Origin of the sequence: Advenella kashmirensis W13003, from assembly GCF_000506985.1 — a bacterium.
GTDB lineage: Bacteria > Pseudomonadota > Gammaproteobacteria > Burkholderiales > Burkholderiaceae_B > Advenella > Advenella kashmirensis_A.
In genome coordinates, this window is the sequence record NZ_KI650981.1 from 318938 (window position 1) to 336189 (window position 17252).

The following is a 17252-nucleotide window of genomic DNA, read 5'->3' on the forward strand; positions in this document are numbered from 1 at the left end:
CCTGGACGTGGCCCTGATATACCTTTATCAAGGCAGTGACTATGAAATGCGCATATGTAGCAGGAGCCGTACTGGCTCTGACCGGTTTCGTTTCCACGGCAGGCGCCGCCAATATCGCGTCGGTTTCGCCGACCGGCACACAGAGCAAGGTGTCGACCATTGATGTGGTCTTCAGCACCAATGTCACTCCTTTGGGACGCATTGACTTGCCGGCGCCGGTGTCGGTCAGTTGCCGCGGCACCGAGATCAAAGGTCACGGAAAGTGGTCCGATGGTGCACACTGGTCCTACGAATTCGAAGGTACGTTGCCCGCCGGCGTGCAATGCGTCATTACGCCTGACCCCGACTTTCGCGACACTGCCGGCAAACCCGTCACCGCCCAGAAAACATACCATTTTGATACCGGCAAGCTGGCTGTCGACTCAGTCGGCCCGTCGCAGAACGCGAGCGAAGACCAGGCTTTTACAGTGCGCTTCAACCTGCCAGTTAATCCGTCCAGCCTGCAGGAACATGCGGCGTGTGTGGTGGAAGGGCTCGGCGAGCAGATTCCTGTAAAGGTGCTGTCGGAACAGGAAAAAAAGACAATTATTGAACAGGCCCGGCGTTACCTGGAGGACGAGGCCGACAATATCGCGTTTGTGCAATGCGCGCGACGCCTGCCGTCCGGCGCCAAGGGCCGCCTGTTGATTTCAGCAGATGTGGCCAGTCGCGGCGGCGTGCCGATGAAAAAGGCGTATGAGCATGAGTTTGAGGTACGCAAGGACTTTTCCGCAGGTTTTTCCTGCTCGCGTGAAAACCAGAATGCGAACTGTTCTCCCGCCAGGCCTATCTACCTGACCCTCAGTGACTCGGTCGATGCCGGCGATATCCGGTCAGTAACGCTTGAAAGCGTTTCGGGGAAAAAATACCCGGCCGAGATGGACGAGAGCGATAGCACTGTAAGCGGCGTAAAATTTCCCGGTCCTTTCGCCGAAAACGAAACGCTGACGCTCAATGTGCCGACGACGATCAAGGATGATTCGGGACGAGCCCTGAGCAATGCGGCGCAGTTCCCCATGAAAATTCGCATGGCGGCTTATTCGCCCATGCTCAAGTTTTCTTCCGCGACTTTCGGCATCATCGAGTGTCGCGCCGATAGCCCGGACGGAGCAGCACCCTGGCAGGTGCCGCTGACGGTACGTTATATTGAAAATCAGCTCTCCCTGAAAGATCAGACGCTGTCGCCCGGCACGATTCGCGACTATGTGCCTCAGGAGGATGCCGATGTGCTCAAAGCCTTTGCGCGCGTTCGCAGGCTGAATGAAACGTCGTTGACAGCACGCAATATTCGCGCGGTCATGAACGATCAGCCGGACAGTTATACTGAAAAAAATCCGGTTTATATCGACACGCGTTCGGTGTCCATGTTGTCGGAAAATCCGGGCGCCAAGACGCTGTCCGTGCCCGAGGTGAAAACAGCGGCCAAGCGTCGCGAGTTTGAAACCCTGGGCGTGCCGCTACAAAACCCCGGATTCCATGTGCTGGAGGCCAAATCGGCCATCCTGGGACAGGCCTTGCTTGCCAATAAAAATCCCATGTACGTACGCACCTCGGTGCTGGTCACCAATCTGGCAGTGCATGTCAAGAAAGGCCGGGACGATTTGCTGGTCTGGGTTACCACGCTGGATGACGCCAAACCGGTAGCCAATGCGCAGATCAATGTGCTCGATTGTGCGGGCAAGGCGCTGGCCTCGGGGCAGACCGGCAGCGATGGCATCTGGCATCATCGCAAGGCGGTCAAGGGTGAAGATTACTGCTCATCGACAGAGCTGTCGGGCCTGTTTGTGTCGGCCCGTATTGACGCTGACCACCCCCAGGCGGGCGGCACGGGCGACTACTCGTTTGCGTTCACCTCCTGGGATAACGGGATTGAATCATGGCGCTTTAATGTACCGACCGATACCGCCGCGCAGCCCACCGTGCGTGCGCATACGATTCTGGATCGCAGCCTGTTTCGTGCCGGCGAGACGGCATCCATGAAACACCTGATGCGGACCCTGACGCGCGATGGTTTCGGGTTGCCGGCGCGCGCCGCATTGCCGGCCAAAGTCAGCATCGAACTGGTCGGCGGTGAAGATAAATATACCTTCCCGCTCAGTTGGAAAGATACACCGGGAGGCGGATTGTACAGCACCTCCGAATGGAAAATTCCTGAGGATATCAAGCGCGGCCAGTATCGGATCGTGCTGGACCCGGACGGACAATCCTATGAGACCGGCGAGTTCCGCGTCGAGGACTTCAAGCTGCCGCTGCTGGCCGGGACCATTTCGGTGAGTAACGCCACAGGCGGGCAGGGGCCGCTCGTGGCGCCTTCGGCTGTCAAGCTGGACATGCAAATGCACTATTTGTCCGGCGGCGCAGCGGGTAAGCTGCCCGTCGATATTTCGGCCCTGTCGCGCAACCGTGTTGTGGCTTTCCGTGATTACGACGATTATTCATTCGACCCGCCCCAGTCTTCGGCAGACGCAGCAGAAGACAGTGATGCACAAGGAGACGAAACGAGCGATGATGACTCCAGTCGCATTATTGTGAACAAACAGAAGCTGGTGCTGGATGGCCAGGGGCGCGGGTCGTTGACGCTGGATGCGCTGCCCGCTTCCGACAGACCACGCAACATCACGTTCGAGGGCAGTTTCATGGACCCTAACGGCCAGGTGCAAACCCTCAGCCGCAGTGTGCCGGTCTGGCCGGCTGCCTACCTGGCCGGTATTCGCAGTGGCTATCTCATGCAGCAGGAAAAGGCTGCGGGCGTTTCGGTTGTGGCGCTTGACACCAATGGCAAGCCTGCGGCACAGGTGCCGGTGACGGTTCGGGCGGTAAGCTATACCTATCAGTCGGTACGCAAGCGTCTTGTCGGCGGTTTTTATAGTTATGACACGCATCGTGTCGCGCGTGATCTGGGAACTGTGTGCCAGGGCACCAGCGGTCCCGACGGCAAGTTCGCATGCGATATCAGTCTGAAAGAGCAGGGACGCGTGAATCTGGTGGCGGAAGTGACCGATACACAAGGGCGTCATGCTCAGGCCGAATCAACGGTTTATGTCGTGGGCGAAGGCGAAATGTGGTTCTCGGGAGAGAACAACGACCGTATCGACATCATTCCTGACAAAAAGGAATATCGTCCAGGTGACTCTGCACAGTTTCAGGTGCGCATGCCGTTTCGGCAGGCAAACGCCCTGGTGGCCATTGAACGCGAGGGCGTGCTGGAGACGAGGCAAATCGCCCTGTCCGGCACCAACCCTTCCTTTTCTCTTGATATCCGGCCCGAATGGGGGCCCAATGTGTATGTGTCGGTGCTGGCCTTGCGCGGACGCATCCGTGACTCCGCGCAGAATCCCGACCTGACCTGGGGTGAGGCCGAAGCAGCCGCTCCCACGGCACTGATTGATTTGGCCAAACCGGCCTACCGCTACGGGCTGGCGGCCATTCGGGTACGCAGCGACAAAAATGCGATGAACGTCAGCATCACGACCGATAAATCACGCTACCATATTCGTGATCAGGCCACCGCGACGATTCGCGCTACGCTGCCCGATGGCAGTCCTGCTGCGAACGCGAGTGTGGCGCTGGCCGTTGTTGATGAAGCGCTGCTGGAGCTCGCGCCTAATCAGAGCTGGGATATTGTCAAGGCCATGATGGGCGAACGTGCCTATGGCGTTGAAACCGCGACTGCCCAGATGGAAGTGGTGGGGCGGCGTCATTATGGTCGCAAGTCGCTGCCGCCGGGCGGTGGAGGCGGGCAGGGCGGCGCGCCCACTCGCGAAGTGCTGGACAGTCTGGTGTACTGGAAACCGGACATTGTGCTGGATGCACAAGGCCAGGCTACCGTACCATTCAGCCTGAACGATGCGATTTCAGGGTTCCGGCTGGCGGCAGTCGCCGAGCTTGGCGCCGACCGTTTTGGTCAGGCAAGCAGCCAGATTGTATCGACACAGGATCTGCAAATTATATCCGGCCTGCCTTTGGTAGCACGTACCAACGATCATTACAGCGCCGTTGTCACACTGCGTAACGCCACCGATCGCATCATGCAAGTCGAGGCGGGTGCGCGCCTGAGCAGCGAATCGCTCGCGCCTCTCGCGCTCGACAGGCAGACAGTGACATTGGACGCCCAGTCTTCTGCCCGTGTTGTCTGGGATGTGGATATGGCCAAACTGCCCGTGGGCCATACCGCGCAGACGTTGAAGTGGCGCTTTGATGCACAGGAACGCGGTGTTGCGTCTGCCGCACAGGCGCCCGGCGGGGATGCGACAGACCGGGTGGAGGTCTCGCAACTGCTCATTCCGACAGTACCTGTTACATTACGCCAGGCTACGCTGCAGTCGGTCCGGTCTGACGAGCCCATCCGGAACTTGCCCGTGCAGCCGCCTGCCGGCGCCCTGAATGCTGCGGATGGCCATCCGCAGGGCGGTGTGCAGGTGCAACTGTCCACATCGCTGGCCAAGGGGCTGGAGCCGGTGCGCCGCTGGTTCACCGATTATCAGTTCACCTGCCTGGAGCAACTGTCGTCCATCGCCATCGGTATCGACAATCCCCAGCGCTGGTCTGCATTGATGGATCGCCTGCCGTTGTATATGGACGATCACGGCCTGGTCGCTTATTTCCCCGGTTTGCGCGGCGATGAGGTGTTGACCGCACATCTGCTGGCGGTTTCTCACGAGGCCAGCCGGGGCGAGCAGCCCTACGCGATTCCACAGGCCTACCGCGAAAAAATGCTGGAAGGGTTGATGGCATATGTGACCGGCAAGATCCGTTCTACTGCATGGCAGCCGAAACAGGACACGGCCGAGCGCAAGCTCATGGTGCTGGAGGCCATGTCGCGGGTCGGGATGGTCACGCCGCGTTTGATGTCAACGATCGAGTTTGACCGTGAGCGCATGAGTACGGCCGCGCTGGTTGACTGGCTTGGCGTTGTATCTCGCGTCAAGGCTTTGCCGGATCAGGCAAAGGAAATGGCATCGCTGCGTTCCGCGCTGTTGTCGCGCATGAGCCGCCAGGGCACCAGCTTGATCTTTGCCGATGACGCCGATGCCTATCCGTGGTGGATGATGAGCAACCGCGCCACGGTGACGGCCAAGCTGTTGACCACAGTGATGAACAACAAGGCCTGGGAGAAGGACATTCCCGTGCTGATGACGGGCCTGCTAGGTCAGCAGCAGCGGGGAACCTGGTCCACAACCACTGCCAACGTGTGGGGCACCCTCGCCGTGCGCGCATTCAGTGCTGCCTTTGAAAAAACACCGGTCAAGGGCACGCTTACCATGTCGCTGAAGGTGGCTGCCGACAAGGCGGCAACTGCAGACCAGATCTGGGAAGGACTGCTGCCGACTCAGAAAATTCTGGCACCATGGAAAAATAGTGAGCCGCAACAGTTGTCACTCTCTCTGCAGGGAACCGGACGGGTATGGGCTTCCATGGGCGCACTGGCTGCTGTGCCTGTGACCAAGGCTGTGTATGCCGGTTACACCATTGATCGACAGATCACCCCGGTATCGCAGGCGAACAATGGCAGCTGGTCGGTTGGCGATATTTATCGTGTTCATTTGAATATCACGGCCAAGACGGCCATGAACTGGGTGGTGGTCAGTGATCCGGTTCCGGCGGGCGCGACGATACTGGGCGGGGGAATGGGGCGCGACTCTGCTGTGGCGACCGAGGGCGAGAAGCAGGATGAGCAGGGCATGTCGCCCAGCTTTGCCGAGAGAAAAAGCGAGCTGTATCGAGCCTACTATGCCTGGTTGCCGGCTGGCAAAACCTCGCTGGAATATACCGTCAGGCTGAACACGCCTGGCAGCTACAGCCTGCCGGCGACCCGGGTCGAAGCCATGTATGCGCCGCAGGTTTTTGGAGAATCGCCCAACACCGACAGGTTTATCATTGGTGCCCAGAAAGGCGAACCTGTGCAAAGCGGGGCCGACGCTGCACCGGCAATGGATGGGCCCGCTGTCGTTTCTCCGGCACCAGCACCTGCTGATGCCGCGAGGCCATGACAGTAAGGGCGTCCGATCGGGAGGCGCGCCGTCGCTGGCGCAACATCCTGGCTGGGGTATTCCTGCTGTTGCTCGTTGCATGTGTGGCAGCGGCCATCCACATTGCCCGTCTGCCGGTGCAGTCCTTTGATGCCGTACGCCAGGGATATCGCACGTCTTATCTGACACTGCTGGACCGGGAAGGGGCGGTGCTGGAACGAGTCCGGCGCGAGTACCATGAACGGCGCGATAACTGGACGCCGTTGTCCGGCATTTCGCCAGCCCTGGTCAGCGCGGTGCTGCTGTCAGAAGACAGGCGTTTCTATCGGCACTGGGGGGTGGACGTCCTTGCGCTTGGCGGCGCATTGCGCGATCGACTGTTTGGTCACCGCATGCGCGGTAGCTCCACGCTGACGATGCAACTGGCCGGGATGCTGCAAAGCCAGGACCCTCGGTCAGGCCGGCGTACGGTGACGCAGAAACTCCGGCAGATGGCGCAGGCGTGGGCGATGGAGCGGCATTGGAGCAAGCAGCAGATTCTTGAAGCCTATCTGAATTTGGTTCCCTGGCGCGGCGAGTTGTCGGGCGTGACGGCGGCCGCGCGCAGCCTGTTCGGCAAATATCCCGCAGGGCTGGACAGCAGAGACAGTGCGGTGCTGGCGGCGATGCTGCGCGCACCTAATGCGTCCCCCGCGGTCATTGCGAAACGGGCTTGCGGTCTTTTGACAGCGCAATCACAATCGCAATATTGTGATCACCTTGCCGGTTTCACAGAATACCAGCTGGGCCATACCAGCGACACGTTGCTGGACGATCCTTTTGCCGCTTCCCATTTTGCGCGGCGCAGACTCGCCCTGTCCATGCCGCAGCAAGAGCGGGTAGATACGACCATTGATGGGCGTTTGCAACGCACGGTCCAGACAATCATCAATCGGGTTGTCCACCAGATTCGCCACAGCCATGCCAATGATGCTGCTGCAGTGGTGCTGGACAATCGCAGCGGACGCATTCTTGCCTATGTCGGATCCTCGGGCGATCTGGCGACTGCCCGTTACGTTGACAATGCGGCCGCGATGCGCCAGGCGGGTTCCACTCTTAAACCGTTTCTGTATGCCCAGGCGCTTGAGCAACGCCGGATTACGGCCGCTTCGCTGCTGGATGACAGTGCCGTCAATTTGCCGACCGGCAACGGACTATATGTCCCGCAGAATTACGATAAACAATTCGGTGGCTGGGTTAGCGCCCGTACTGCCCTGGCCTCGTCTTTGAATATCCCTGCCGTGAGGTTGCTGGTGATGGTGACGCCCGATGTCTTTCACCAGCGCCTGCTGCAACTCGGATTGCCGCTGACCGAATCCGGCGATTATTACGGTTACAGTCTGGCACTGGGTAGTGCCGACGTCACGCTGCTGTCATTGACCAATGCCTACCGTGCGCTGGCCAATCGCGGCCTGTACAGTGAAGTTGACTGGGGTGTCGGCACCGTTGCCGGCGCTCGTCGCATCATGAGCGATGAAGCGGCCTGGCTGGTGGGAGACATGCTGGCCGACCGCCAGGCGCGTGCGCGCACGTTTGGGCTGGATAGCGCGCTGTCGACGCCGTTCTGGACGGCAGTCAAAACCGGCACCAGCAAGGATATGCGGGACAACTGGACGGTAGGGTGGTCCGAGCACTATACCGTGGGCGTGTGGGTCGGCAACAGCACCGGCGCCAGCATGCGACAAGTCAGCGGCGTGACGGGCGCGGGGCCGGTCTGGCATGACATCATGCGGTATCTGCATCGCGAACAGGCCAGCCGCGCGCCCGCAATGCCGGCAGCCTTGGCTCGTAAAAATATTACGTTTGAAAATAATCTGGAAGCGGCGCGCACTGAGTATTTTTTGCCGGGTACCGAAATGTCCCGTATCGCGCTGGCCGGTTCGGCTGTCGCGCCGGTTTCGGGTCGCATGACAATCCGCACGCCCGCAGACGGCACGATCATTGCTCTTGATCCCGACATCCCACAGGCGAACCAGCGACTGCAGTTGCTGGCCGTCACGCCCAGCGGCAGTATGCCGGAAGGGGTGCGCTGGTTTGTCGACGGTCGGTTTTTGGGCCAGTCCAATCCGTTTGCCTGGTATCCGGCCCCGGGCACGCATCTGATCGAAGCGCGCAATCGAAGTGATCAGCCCGAGGATCGCGTGCGTATTCACGTTCGTGGCGCGCAGCTGCGACGGGTCGGACAGCAGCCCTGATCTCTCGGTACGACCGCAAATCGGGAACGTATTCTGCATAGATAGTACACACAGGTTGCATACAGGACACATCGTCCTCAAACTATTGCATAATGGAATGAACCGTTCATTCAGGTGTCCCATGGAAACAATCGCAGATCAATCACAACTTAAAGTTGGCGTCGGTCAGTTCGCTGCCGTCAACGAAATCGAACCCAATAAAGAACACATTCGCACGCTGGTGGCGCAGGCCGCAGAGCAGGGCGTAGAGCTGCTGGTATTGCCCGAAGCCTCCATGTGTTCTTTCGGCTCGCCATTGCCGCAATTGCGTGAAACAGCAGGCAACAACTCACCGTCCTTCATCCGTTTCATGCAGGATCTGGCGCGCGACAATGCCATGCACATTGTCGTGGGTGTGCTCAGCCTGGCCGATCAGCCTGGCGACGAACGCGTGACCAATCAGTTGCTCGTACTGGACAACAGCGGTGCCGAAGTGCTTCGCTACACTAAAATGCATGTTTATGACGCGTTCAAGTTCAAGGAGTCCGACAAGGTGCGGCCCGGCAACTTTGGAGCAAAAAACAGCGAACTGGGGTTGTTTGACATCAAGGGCTTTCGGGTGGGCCTGATCAATTGCTACGATCTGCGCTTTCCCGAACTGGCGCGCGCGCTGATCGACCAGGGCGCCGATGTCCTGTCAGTGAGTGCTGCCTGGCTGGCCGGTCCGCTCAAGGAAAACCATTGGGAAATTCTGCTGCGCGCCCGCGCCATTGAAAACACCAGTTATGTGCTGGCATCGGGCCAGACGGCACCGCGCAATTGTGGCCTGAGCATGATTGTGGACCCGCTGGGTATGGTGCTGGGCACGGCAACCGCCGACCCGGGGCTCGCGGTACATACCCTGTCTTCACAGCGCATCGCTGAAGTCCGTGAACTGCTGCCTTGCCTGCAGAATCGCCGTTACCAGGTATCAGGATTGAAATGAACACAACTGCAATGAAACGATCTCATCCCGATGAACTGATTGTCGGCCTGGTTTCCGTCTCCGACAGGGCGACCTCGGGCGTATACGAAGACAAAGGCATTCCCTCCCTTGAAGCCTGGCTGGCCCGGGCATTGCAATCGCCATTTCGCAGCTGCACAAGGCTGGTCGCAGACGAGCAGCAGGTCATTTCAGATACGCTGATTGAATTGGTTGATGAACAGGGCTGTGATTTGGTCTTGACTACGGGCGGGACGGGGCCGGCGCGGCGGGATGTCACGCCTGAGGCGACCCTGGCTGTCGCCACCAAACAAATGCCCGGTTTCGGCGAGCAGATGCGCCAGATCAGCCTGGCTTTCGTGCCGACGGCCATTTTGTCACGCCAGGTGGCGGTCATCCGTGAGGCAGACAGGCATGCTGCCCTCATTATCAATCTGCCGGGGCAACCGAAGGCGATTCAGGAAACCCTGGAAGGACTGCGCGATGGTGAGGGAAGGGTGAGCGTGCCCGGGATTTTTGCCGCCGTGCCCTATTGCATTGATTTGATCGGCGGTCCCTATATTGAAACCCAAACAGAGATTGTCAATGCATTTCGACCAAAATCGGCCCGTCGGGAGCCGAAATCCTGAGATGCCTGTTGTCACAATTGGTAAATTTGGTAAAAAGCAGGGTTACTAAGCCCTATATGCGGTTTCCCACTTAAAATAGCGGTTATTCAGATACTTTTCAATTTCAGGAGATCGTTACATGGCACTCGTTTCTATGCGCCAATTACTGGATCATGCCGCCGAAAACGGCTATGGCATTCCCGCCTTCAACGTGAATAATCTGGAGCAGGTGCAGGCTATCATGGAAGCGGCCAAGGAAACCAACAGCCCGGTCATCATGCAGGCGTCTGCTGGTGCGCGCAAATATGCAGGCGAAGGCTTTCTTAAATACCTGATCCAGGCAGCCGTGGAAAGCTATCCCGAGATCCCGGTCGTCATGCACCAGGATCATGGCCAGTCGCCGGAAGTCTGTCAGGGCGCAATCAATCTTGGTTTTTCCAGCGTGATGATGGATGGCTCGCTCATGGCCGACGGCAAAACCATTGCCGAATACGAATACAACGTAGACGTAACCAAACAGGTTGTCGACCTGGCGCACAAGGTTGGCGTGACGGTTGAAGGCGAGCTTGGCTGCCTGGGTTCACTTGAAACCATGAAAGGTGACAAGGAAGACGGACATGGCGCTGAAGGCACCATGACCATGGAGCAACTGCTGACCGACCCCGAGCAGGCTGCGGACTTCGTTCGTCGCACCCAGCTGGACGCCCTGGCCATTGCAATTGGCACCAGCCACGGCGCTTACAAATTTACTCGCAAGCCTACAGGCGATATTCTCTCTATCAGCCGCATCAAGGAAATTCACGCCCGCCTGCCCAATACCCATCTGGTCATGCACGGCAGCTCCAGTGTTCCCCAGGAACTGCTGGCTGAAATCCGTGAGTTCGGTGGTGACATGAAAGAAACCTATGGCGTGCCGGTTGAAGAAATTCAGGAAGCCATCAAGTTTGGCGTGCGCAAGGTCAACATCGACACTGATATCCGTCTGGCCATGACCGGCGCCATTCGTCGCTTCATGGGCGAAAACCCAGGCAAGTTCGACCCTCGCGAATACAATAAACCAGCCCGCGAAGCAGCCAAGAAAATCTGCGTGGCCCGCTATCAGGAATTCGGTACTGCCGGCAACGCCAGCAAAATCAAGCCTATTCCCCTGTCAGATATGGCAGCCGCCTACGCGGCCGGCAAGCTGGCTCAGCAAATCAAGTAAGACTTACTGCGCCGTTCAATAGAACGGCCTGTCTGTGAACCCCGTTGCGACAATGCGTCGTAGCGGGGTTTTTTTACGGGTTTCCACAATAGAAAACCCTACCCGTAACGGGTACACTGCTAAAATTCATTAGTTAGCAGTGGCACTATGAAAGTATTAAAGCGTAGAGAGTTTGCAAAACGGCAAGTGCGTGAAAACCTGGCTGATGCTACTTTATGTTGGGCGGTAATGGAAATGGAGCACGGATTGGTTGACGCTGATCTAGGAGGATGTCTTTATAAAAAAAGAGTTCCTAGGGTGGGGAGTGACAAGAGGGGCGGATATCGGACCTTAGTGTCAGTTCGAACCGGCAATCGATATATTTTCCTGCACGGCTTTGTGAAGAGTGAGCTGTCCAACATTACTTTGAAAGAACAACAGGCGTTACGCTATGCTGGCAAAATATTTCTGGCGCTTTCGGAGAATGAACTCGCTCTTGCCTTACAAACTGACGTTTTACAGGAGTTAGATTGTGACTGGAAAAATCATTGAATCGTTACGCACTGAATTGGCTGAACTACAAAGTGCTGGAGCGATCAGTAAGACAACCATGCGTGATTTCGACACCCTTTTCCCTGCACCGGTCAGGGATTTCTCTGCGTCGGAAATACGAAAATTACGCGAATCGCTCAATGTTAGTCAGCCAGTCTTTGCGCTTCATTTACATACCACCGTCTCAACTGTGCGCAAATGGGAGCAGGGATATACACGTCCGGCGGGGCCTGCGTTAAAATTGCTCAACATAATCGCCGACAAAGGATTGCAGGCAATTCTGTGATGAAGCCGATAAGCATGGAGGTAAAAATGAAAAAAGCGATACTGCGGAATCCGGCTCAACCGCATCAACAGATTAAATTCGGTAGCCTGCTCAGTTCAATAGCACGTGAGGCCGGCGGCTTGACGGTCGAGGAAGCTGGTCTTTTTGATTATATCCGCGATAAAACGCCTGGCAAACCAATGAAGTTTGAATGGCATAACCAGAGCGCCACTCCTCGAGATATCACTCTTTCTGGAAGCTGCGGGGCTTAACGTGATCAATCCCTGGGGTTTGTGATCACCGCTGCGATGAATTGCTCCTCAAAAATTGGACACCAATCCAACTTTTGAGGTGTTATTTAATGACGTACGTCATACGTCATGATGAGCGGCGCTTTTGCCATACTTCCGCTGATCAGAAGGTATAGCGAATACCCAGCGATAAAGCGTGGTCCGAAACTTTCTTGCCGAATCGGCCGTCGTAATATAAACCTCCCGAGAGGCTCTTTTTGAAGGCTGCCTGCACACCCAGCTCGGTTACGAATGCGCTTCGGGAAATCGGAGTCCCTCTGGCGTCAAACGTCTTGCCGCCCTGGTACTTCACAGAGGCAACCGGGTCAATATCTCCAAAGTTGTAATTCCAGCCGATCATGCCTGACAGTCTGAACTCGGTACCGGAGCCGCTTTCAATGGTATTGGAGATCCTTGCCCCCAGGGTATTGGAAACCACATTGGCAGATTGACGTTTGCCGGATGCCACGCTGGCATCGCCATCCTCTTCGAATGCGCTGGTCCGCAAATGCGTATACGCACTGTTGACAAACGGTTCGATGACAACGGCATTGGCCGCAAACTTGTATCCCAGCTCGCCATAGACTTGCAGGCTGTTTGCGCTGTAATCGGCTTCGTTCCTGGATATCATATCGAAATAGCCAGCGCGTCGGGTGGTGATTTCATGGTGAGCCAGGGTGGCCCCCACACGCAGCCCGAGACGGTCGTGTTCTGTCGCGGCATACGCGCCGAGCTGGTAACTGTCCACTTTGGCTGAAGCGTGATCGCTCTTGAGCGAGCTATTGGACAAGCCGACCAACGCACCGGCACGCCAATTGGGGTTGAATAAATGATCTACGCCGAAGATCAGGCCGCCGGTATTTCGATCCAGCCGGGCGGCGTTGCCATCGCCCTTGTGTTTTTGCCACGAGCCCAGCACCTTGCCCCACACGTTCGTGCTCGCAACCGCGAGCGGTTCGCGGTCGACTCCGGCGCCGCCAGTCGGGACCGAGATATTTCCTACGCGACCGAGGACAGCCTCACGCATGAATCGGGTGTCGCTAATCAATACCTGTTTGAGTGACGCATGAATGTCTACACTGGACAACTGCTGCAAACTGTCGATTGCTTCCTGGCGTGATGCCGATGTCAGCAACGCATCGTATAACGGAAGACCTGGCGTCAATGACTCAATGCCGCTACCGATCTGCTTCTGGTTATGTGTTTGGCCGACATCGTAAAAAGCAAGATTGTTTCGACCCAGGGTCAGCCCAACTGTTTGAGGTGAATAGCGCAAGCCGGCGGCGATAAAGGGCAGGTTCATATCCAGGCGCGCGTGATCGAATGTCCCCGTCACACCGGCGCCGGCAGTCAGAATGGTATATGGCTTATGCGTGCTCTGTCTGAGCTGTTGCGCCAACTGCGGCCTGGACAGACTGGCAATGCCGACATCGACCAGACCGCCGTGGATCTGCGCTTCGTTTTCAACCTTCAATACGTCATGGTGACCCTGGCCGTCGATTTCGATGGCCAGCCGCGAATGCGGTTCAAACACCGCGTTGCCTGTCCCTGCCGCATCTGATTTTGCGACCGTCAGGGTGCCGATCGAATTGCCCGGTGAAACGATTCCGTCCCGACGAACATGAAGGCCACCGACCCGGCCGTTGCCGCTGACAATGCCTCCGCCATACACGATGGCCCTGGACGCTGCTGAACCGTCCACAGCAAACCGGCCGTCATAAACATGGGTGAGACCAGAGTAGGTATTGGCGCCCTGCAGACGGAAAGTACCCCCGCCTAAAATGGACACATCTCCGGAACCGCTGATGCTGTCCTTGTAGGCCCATTCATCGGACCGTGCAAAAACCAGCGAGCTGTTATTGATAATGTCGCCTGTCACGCTGCCGGATGTACCGCCAATGCCGAACTGCAGCACGCCGTCGGCAATTTTTGTGCCGCCGGTGTAACGGTTGTTGCCAGCCAGTGCCAACAGGCCCTTGCCTTTTTTCTCCAGTCCGCCCGGGCCTGAAATATCGTTGGTCCAGGCATCGGCAACGCATGCGTCGGCTGCGCACGTTTCAGATTTTTTGCCCGGAATATCAACCACAAAGTTGATATATTCAAATGCATTCTCGGGTGTGTCCGCCACATTATTCGGCTGTATGCGCGTCAGTTCATGCTCATATGCCTGCCTGCGAAACGCGGCCTCTTGTGGCGCAAGTTGTTTATTCACGGCGAGCAGTCGCGCTGCTTCATCCTTATTGCCTGCTTTTTCCGCTTCGTCTGCGCGTTTTGCATTTTCGATCATTTGAAGCTTTAATTCGTAGGCCTGCGTAGCGTAATAATCGGCTTGTGCAACGACGGGATTGTATTTGTCGGCGGCTTCAGTTTCATATTTTTCAAGCTTTTCAAGATAATCCCTGCGCAATGCGAACAAGGCGCGAGGCCCGCCCATGGCGGCTTCCAGATCCATCGCGCCCCAGCCATACACCCGGTCAATGCCCGGCGCGCCGAGGTCCTGTGCTGTACTCAAAACAATGTCACGAATCTGCCAGTTCTGCAGATAGGGAAACCGGGACTTTGTGACAGCAAGCCCGGCCGTCAACGTGGGGGCTGCCATGGATGTGCCCATGGCCATCCGGTAGACGGGTTGCAGGTTTTTCGGATCCATCACGACAGATTCGGGAGAGCCCGGCGGCGCTTTGCTGGTCACGGCAAGGCTCAGAATCCGATACTTGTCAGAAGAAATGTTGCCAGTCAGTTGTTCGTAAATGTATTTCTGGCCGCTTGCGTCAGGATAATAGTAGTCAACGGAATGAGGCAGGGAAGGCAGTGCTGTCGCATACGCTTTATCGGGTTCTGCCAGCATGCCGCCGGCGGTGCCGATGCACCAGTATTTACTGATGCCGCAGATGTTCGAATAGCTGTTGATATCGTTTGTGCCATTCAGGATGACGGCGCTCACGATACCCTTTTCGATTCGGCTCCAGTTCTCGTCGCTCAGGTCCTGCGCACGAAAATTCAGATACGGGATGCTATTGATGCCGGTGGCGTTGCCGATTCCCCGGAACAGACGGGGACGTGCGTCATATTTGTTGAACGCCGCAGTGAACGCGGCATAATAGCGATCATTGCCTGCTGAGCTGACGTTGACAACACCGTTGGCGGAACTGAACTCGATATGTGCATTATTCCGATATTGCTGCATGTGGCGAATATCGGGACCATGTGCGCCGGTTTTTCCGTCGGGAAGCGTCACCGGAAACGCGTAATTGCCAAAATTATATCCGTAGCTGTGATTGATGAAATCAGCGCCCGAGTCGACGATGGTTTGTCCGAGCTTGGACAGCGATTCGCCTGCCTGCAGGTACGCGTCATACAGTTGCGTGAAATCGCCGGCCACGAAATCGGTGGCGCCGAAGGCCCCGCCATGCATGCCTTTACCGTCTTTTCTGGCGGCAATAATGCCAGCCACATGCATGCCGTGATAGGCTGGCTTTCCCGTGCCTGCATCAAATTTTGGTTTGGTAGCCAGAGGGAAACTGCCTACGGGGCTGAAGTTGATTCCGGCCAGTTCGGGATGCGCTACATACAGGGGATTGTCCAGTTGTCCCACCTTCACGTGCTGGCCCGTTGCACCTGAGGCGTAGGCCGCATCGAATTTGTGAAGATTCAGCCCCCAGTTTGCGAAAAACTCCGATGTCCTAAAGCCCTCCCGATCGCCGCGCGCTTTGGGCGTGAAAATCTGCGTGTTGCTCTTGCGCTCGCTGGCCGTTGCATCGTGAATCGGTGCAAAGGCTGAGCCACCGCATAGAAGCGCAACAAGCGTATGGACATGTAGCGCTTTGTACCGGAATAAACATTTCATTTTGTCTCCCAATATTGTCAATAAGGTAAAGAAGAATCGCTCAACAACATGCTTGCCGAGTAATGACAAAATTAATCAAAATGTAATGTTATGTAAATAAAGATAGAGGCGAAATGTTTTGCAAAAAGTCTGCGGGTTTATACCAAGGTGACATACCCGACCGGGATGAGCAATTTGTCAAAAACGGCAGGGTCGGGGTTCAGATGCCGAGCAGATATCTGGTTTTGTCAGCCGGATACTCCGGGCCTGGTACTGGGGGGCTTGTCGACGATGCGTCGCACTCGGTGTTTTTGCCTTCATCCACGGCAGATGGCGGTAAAATATCGGATTATTCCCATTTATGTTGCACGACCCCGCAAGGTGGCCTTTTTTATTCGGTCATGCGGGGCGTGATATTTTCCCTTGCAAAGGATTCCCGGTGACATCTGCGCTTCTTCAATCTGATATTCAGTCTTTGCCCCTGCTGGCACGCGGCAAAGTCCGTGACATGTACGCCGTGGGCGACGACAAACTGCTGATTGTGGCCACCGACCGTATTTCTGCGTTCGACGTCATTCTGGATGATCCCATTCCAGGCAAGGGCCAGGTCCTGACCGAACTGACCGAGTTCTGGCTAAAGAAACTTGGCCATCTGATTCCTACGCATGTGACCGGCATCGCGCCTGAAGAGGTCGTAGAACCGTCTGAAGCTGATCAGGTTCGCGGACGCGCCATGGTTGTCAAGCGGCTCAAACCCGTGCTGGTCGAAGCGGTTGCGCGCGGTTACCTTATCGGATCCGGCTGGAACGACTACCAGAAAACCGGCGCAATATGCGGCGTGACTTTGCCAGCTGGCTTGGTCCAGGCGCAGAAACTGGCCTCACCCATTTTTACACCGGCGGCCAAGGCAGAAATGGGTTCACACGACGAGAACGTGGATTTCGATCATGTCGTGCGTGAAGTAGGGCAGGACGTGGCGGGGCAGATTCGCAATATTACGCTGCGTTTGTACACAGAGGCTGCAGACTATGCCGCTTCAAAAGGCATTCTGATTGCGGACACCAAATTCGAATTCGGCCTGGATGAAAACGGCGTCCTGCATTTGATGGATGAAGTGCTGACCCCTGATTCCTCCCGCTTCTGGCCGGCCGACTCATACCAGACCGGTATCAGTCCACCGTCGTTCGACAAGCAGTTTGTCCGCGACTGGCTGGAAACACAGCCTTGGGACAAAACGGCGCCCGCGCCGCGACTGCCCCAGGACGTATTGCAGAAAACAGCCGACAAATATCGTGAGGCGGCTACCCGCCTGATCGGGTAAGCGG

General features: G+C 56.9%; 10 protein-coding genes. 9 read left to right on the forward strand and 1 reads right to left on the reverse strand.

Annotated elements, in window-relative coordinates:
- Positions 1–41 precede the first annotated feature (41 nt).
- The 8 genes from W822_RS41030 to W822_RS0123965 all read left to right on the forward strand — a co-directional run bounded on the left by W822_RS41030 (position 42) and on the right by W822_RS0123965 (position 12083).
- Entirely contained in the window at positions 42–6029 is a 5988-nt protein-coding gene (locus tag W822_RS41030) for an alpha-2-macroglobulin family protein (RefSeq protein ID WP_024006577.1), read from the forward strand.
- Entirely contained in the window at positions 6026–8242 is a 2217-nt protein-coding gene (pbpC, locus tag W822_RS41035; RefSeq protein WP_031243346.1) for a penicillin-binding protein 1C, read from the forward strand. Before W822_RS41030 ends, pbpC begins: the two co-directional genes overlap by 4 nt.
- Positions 8243–8363: 121 nt before the next feature.
- Positions 8364–9206, forward strand: a complete 843-nt coding sequence (locus W822_RS41040) for a carbon-nitrogen hydrolase family protein (protein WP_031243348.1) — start codon at positions 8364–8366, stop codon at positions 9204–9206.
- On the forward strand, positions 9203–9832 hold the full coding sequence (mog, locus tag W822_RS41045; RefSeq protein ID WP_024006580.1) for a molybdopterin adenylyltransferase: 630 nt from the start codon (positions 9203–9205) through the stop codon (positions 9830–9832). Before W822_RS41040 ends, mog begins: the two co-directional genes overlap by 4 nt.
- Positions 9833–9950: 118 nt before the next feature.
- On the forward strand, positions 9951–11015 hold the full coding sequence (gene fba, locus W822_RS41050; protein ID WP_024006581.1) for a class II fructose-bisphosphate aldolase: 1065 nt from the start codon (positions 9951–9953) through the stop codon (positions 11013–11015).
- Positions 11016–11162: 147 nt separating this feature from the next.
- On the forward strand, positions 11163–11546 hold the full coding sequence (locus W822_RS41055) for a type II toxin-antitoxin system RelE/ParE family toxin (RefSeq protein WP_024006582.1): 384 nt from the start codon (positions 11163–11165) through the stop codon (positions 11544–11546).
- Positions 11527–11832 (forward strand): helix-turn-helix domain-containing protein, encoded by a 306-nt coding sequence (locus W822_RS41060; RefSeq protein ID WP_024006583.1) that lies wholly within the window; start codon positions 11527–11529, stop codon positions 11830–11832. Before W822_RS41055 ends, W822_RS41060 begins: the two co-directional genes overlap by 20 nt.
- A gap of 26 nt (positions 11833–11858) precedes the next feature.
- Positions 11859–12083 (forward strand): hypothetical protein, encoded by a 225-nt coding sequence (locus W822_RS0123965; RefSeq protein WP_155848194.1) that lies wholly within the window; start codon positions 11859–11861, stop codon positions 12081–12083.
- A 142-nt stretch (positions 12084–12225) separates the two neighbouring features.
- Here the strand turns inward: W822_RS0123965 and W822_RS41065 are convergent, their stop codons facing one another.
- Entirely contained in the window at positions 12226–15948 is a 3723-nt protein-coding gene (locus W822_RS41065) for an autotransporter domain-containing protein (protein ID WP_024006585.1), read from the reverse strand.
- A 418-nt stretch (positions 15949–16366) separates the two neighbouring features.
- Here W822_RS41065 and W822_RS41070 point away from each other — a divergent pair, with 418 nt between their 5' ends.
- Positions 16367–17248, forward strand: coding sequence for a phosphoribosylaminoimidazolesuccinocarboxamide synthase (locus W822_RS41070; RefSeq protein ID WP_024006587.1), 882 nt, complete (start codon positions 16367–16369; stop codon positions 17246–17248).
- Positions 17249–17252: the final 4 nt, after the last annotated feature.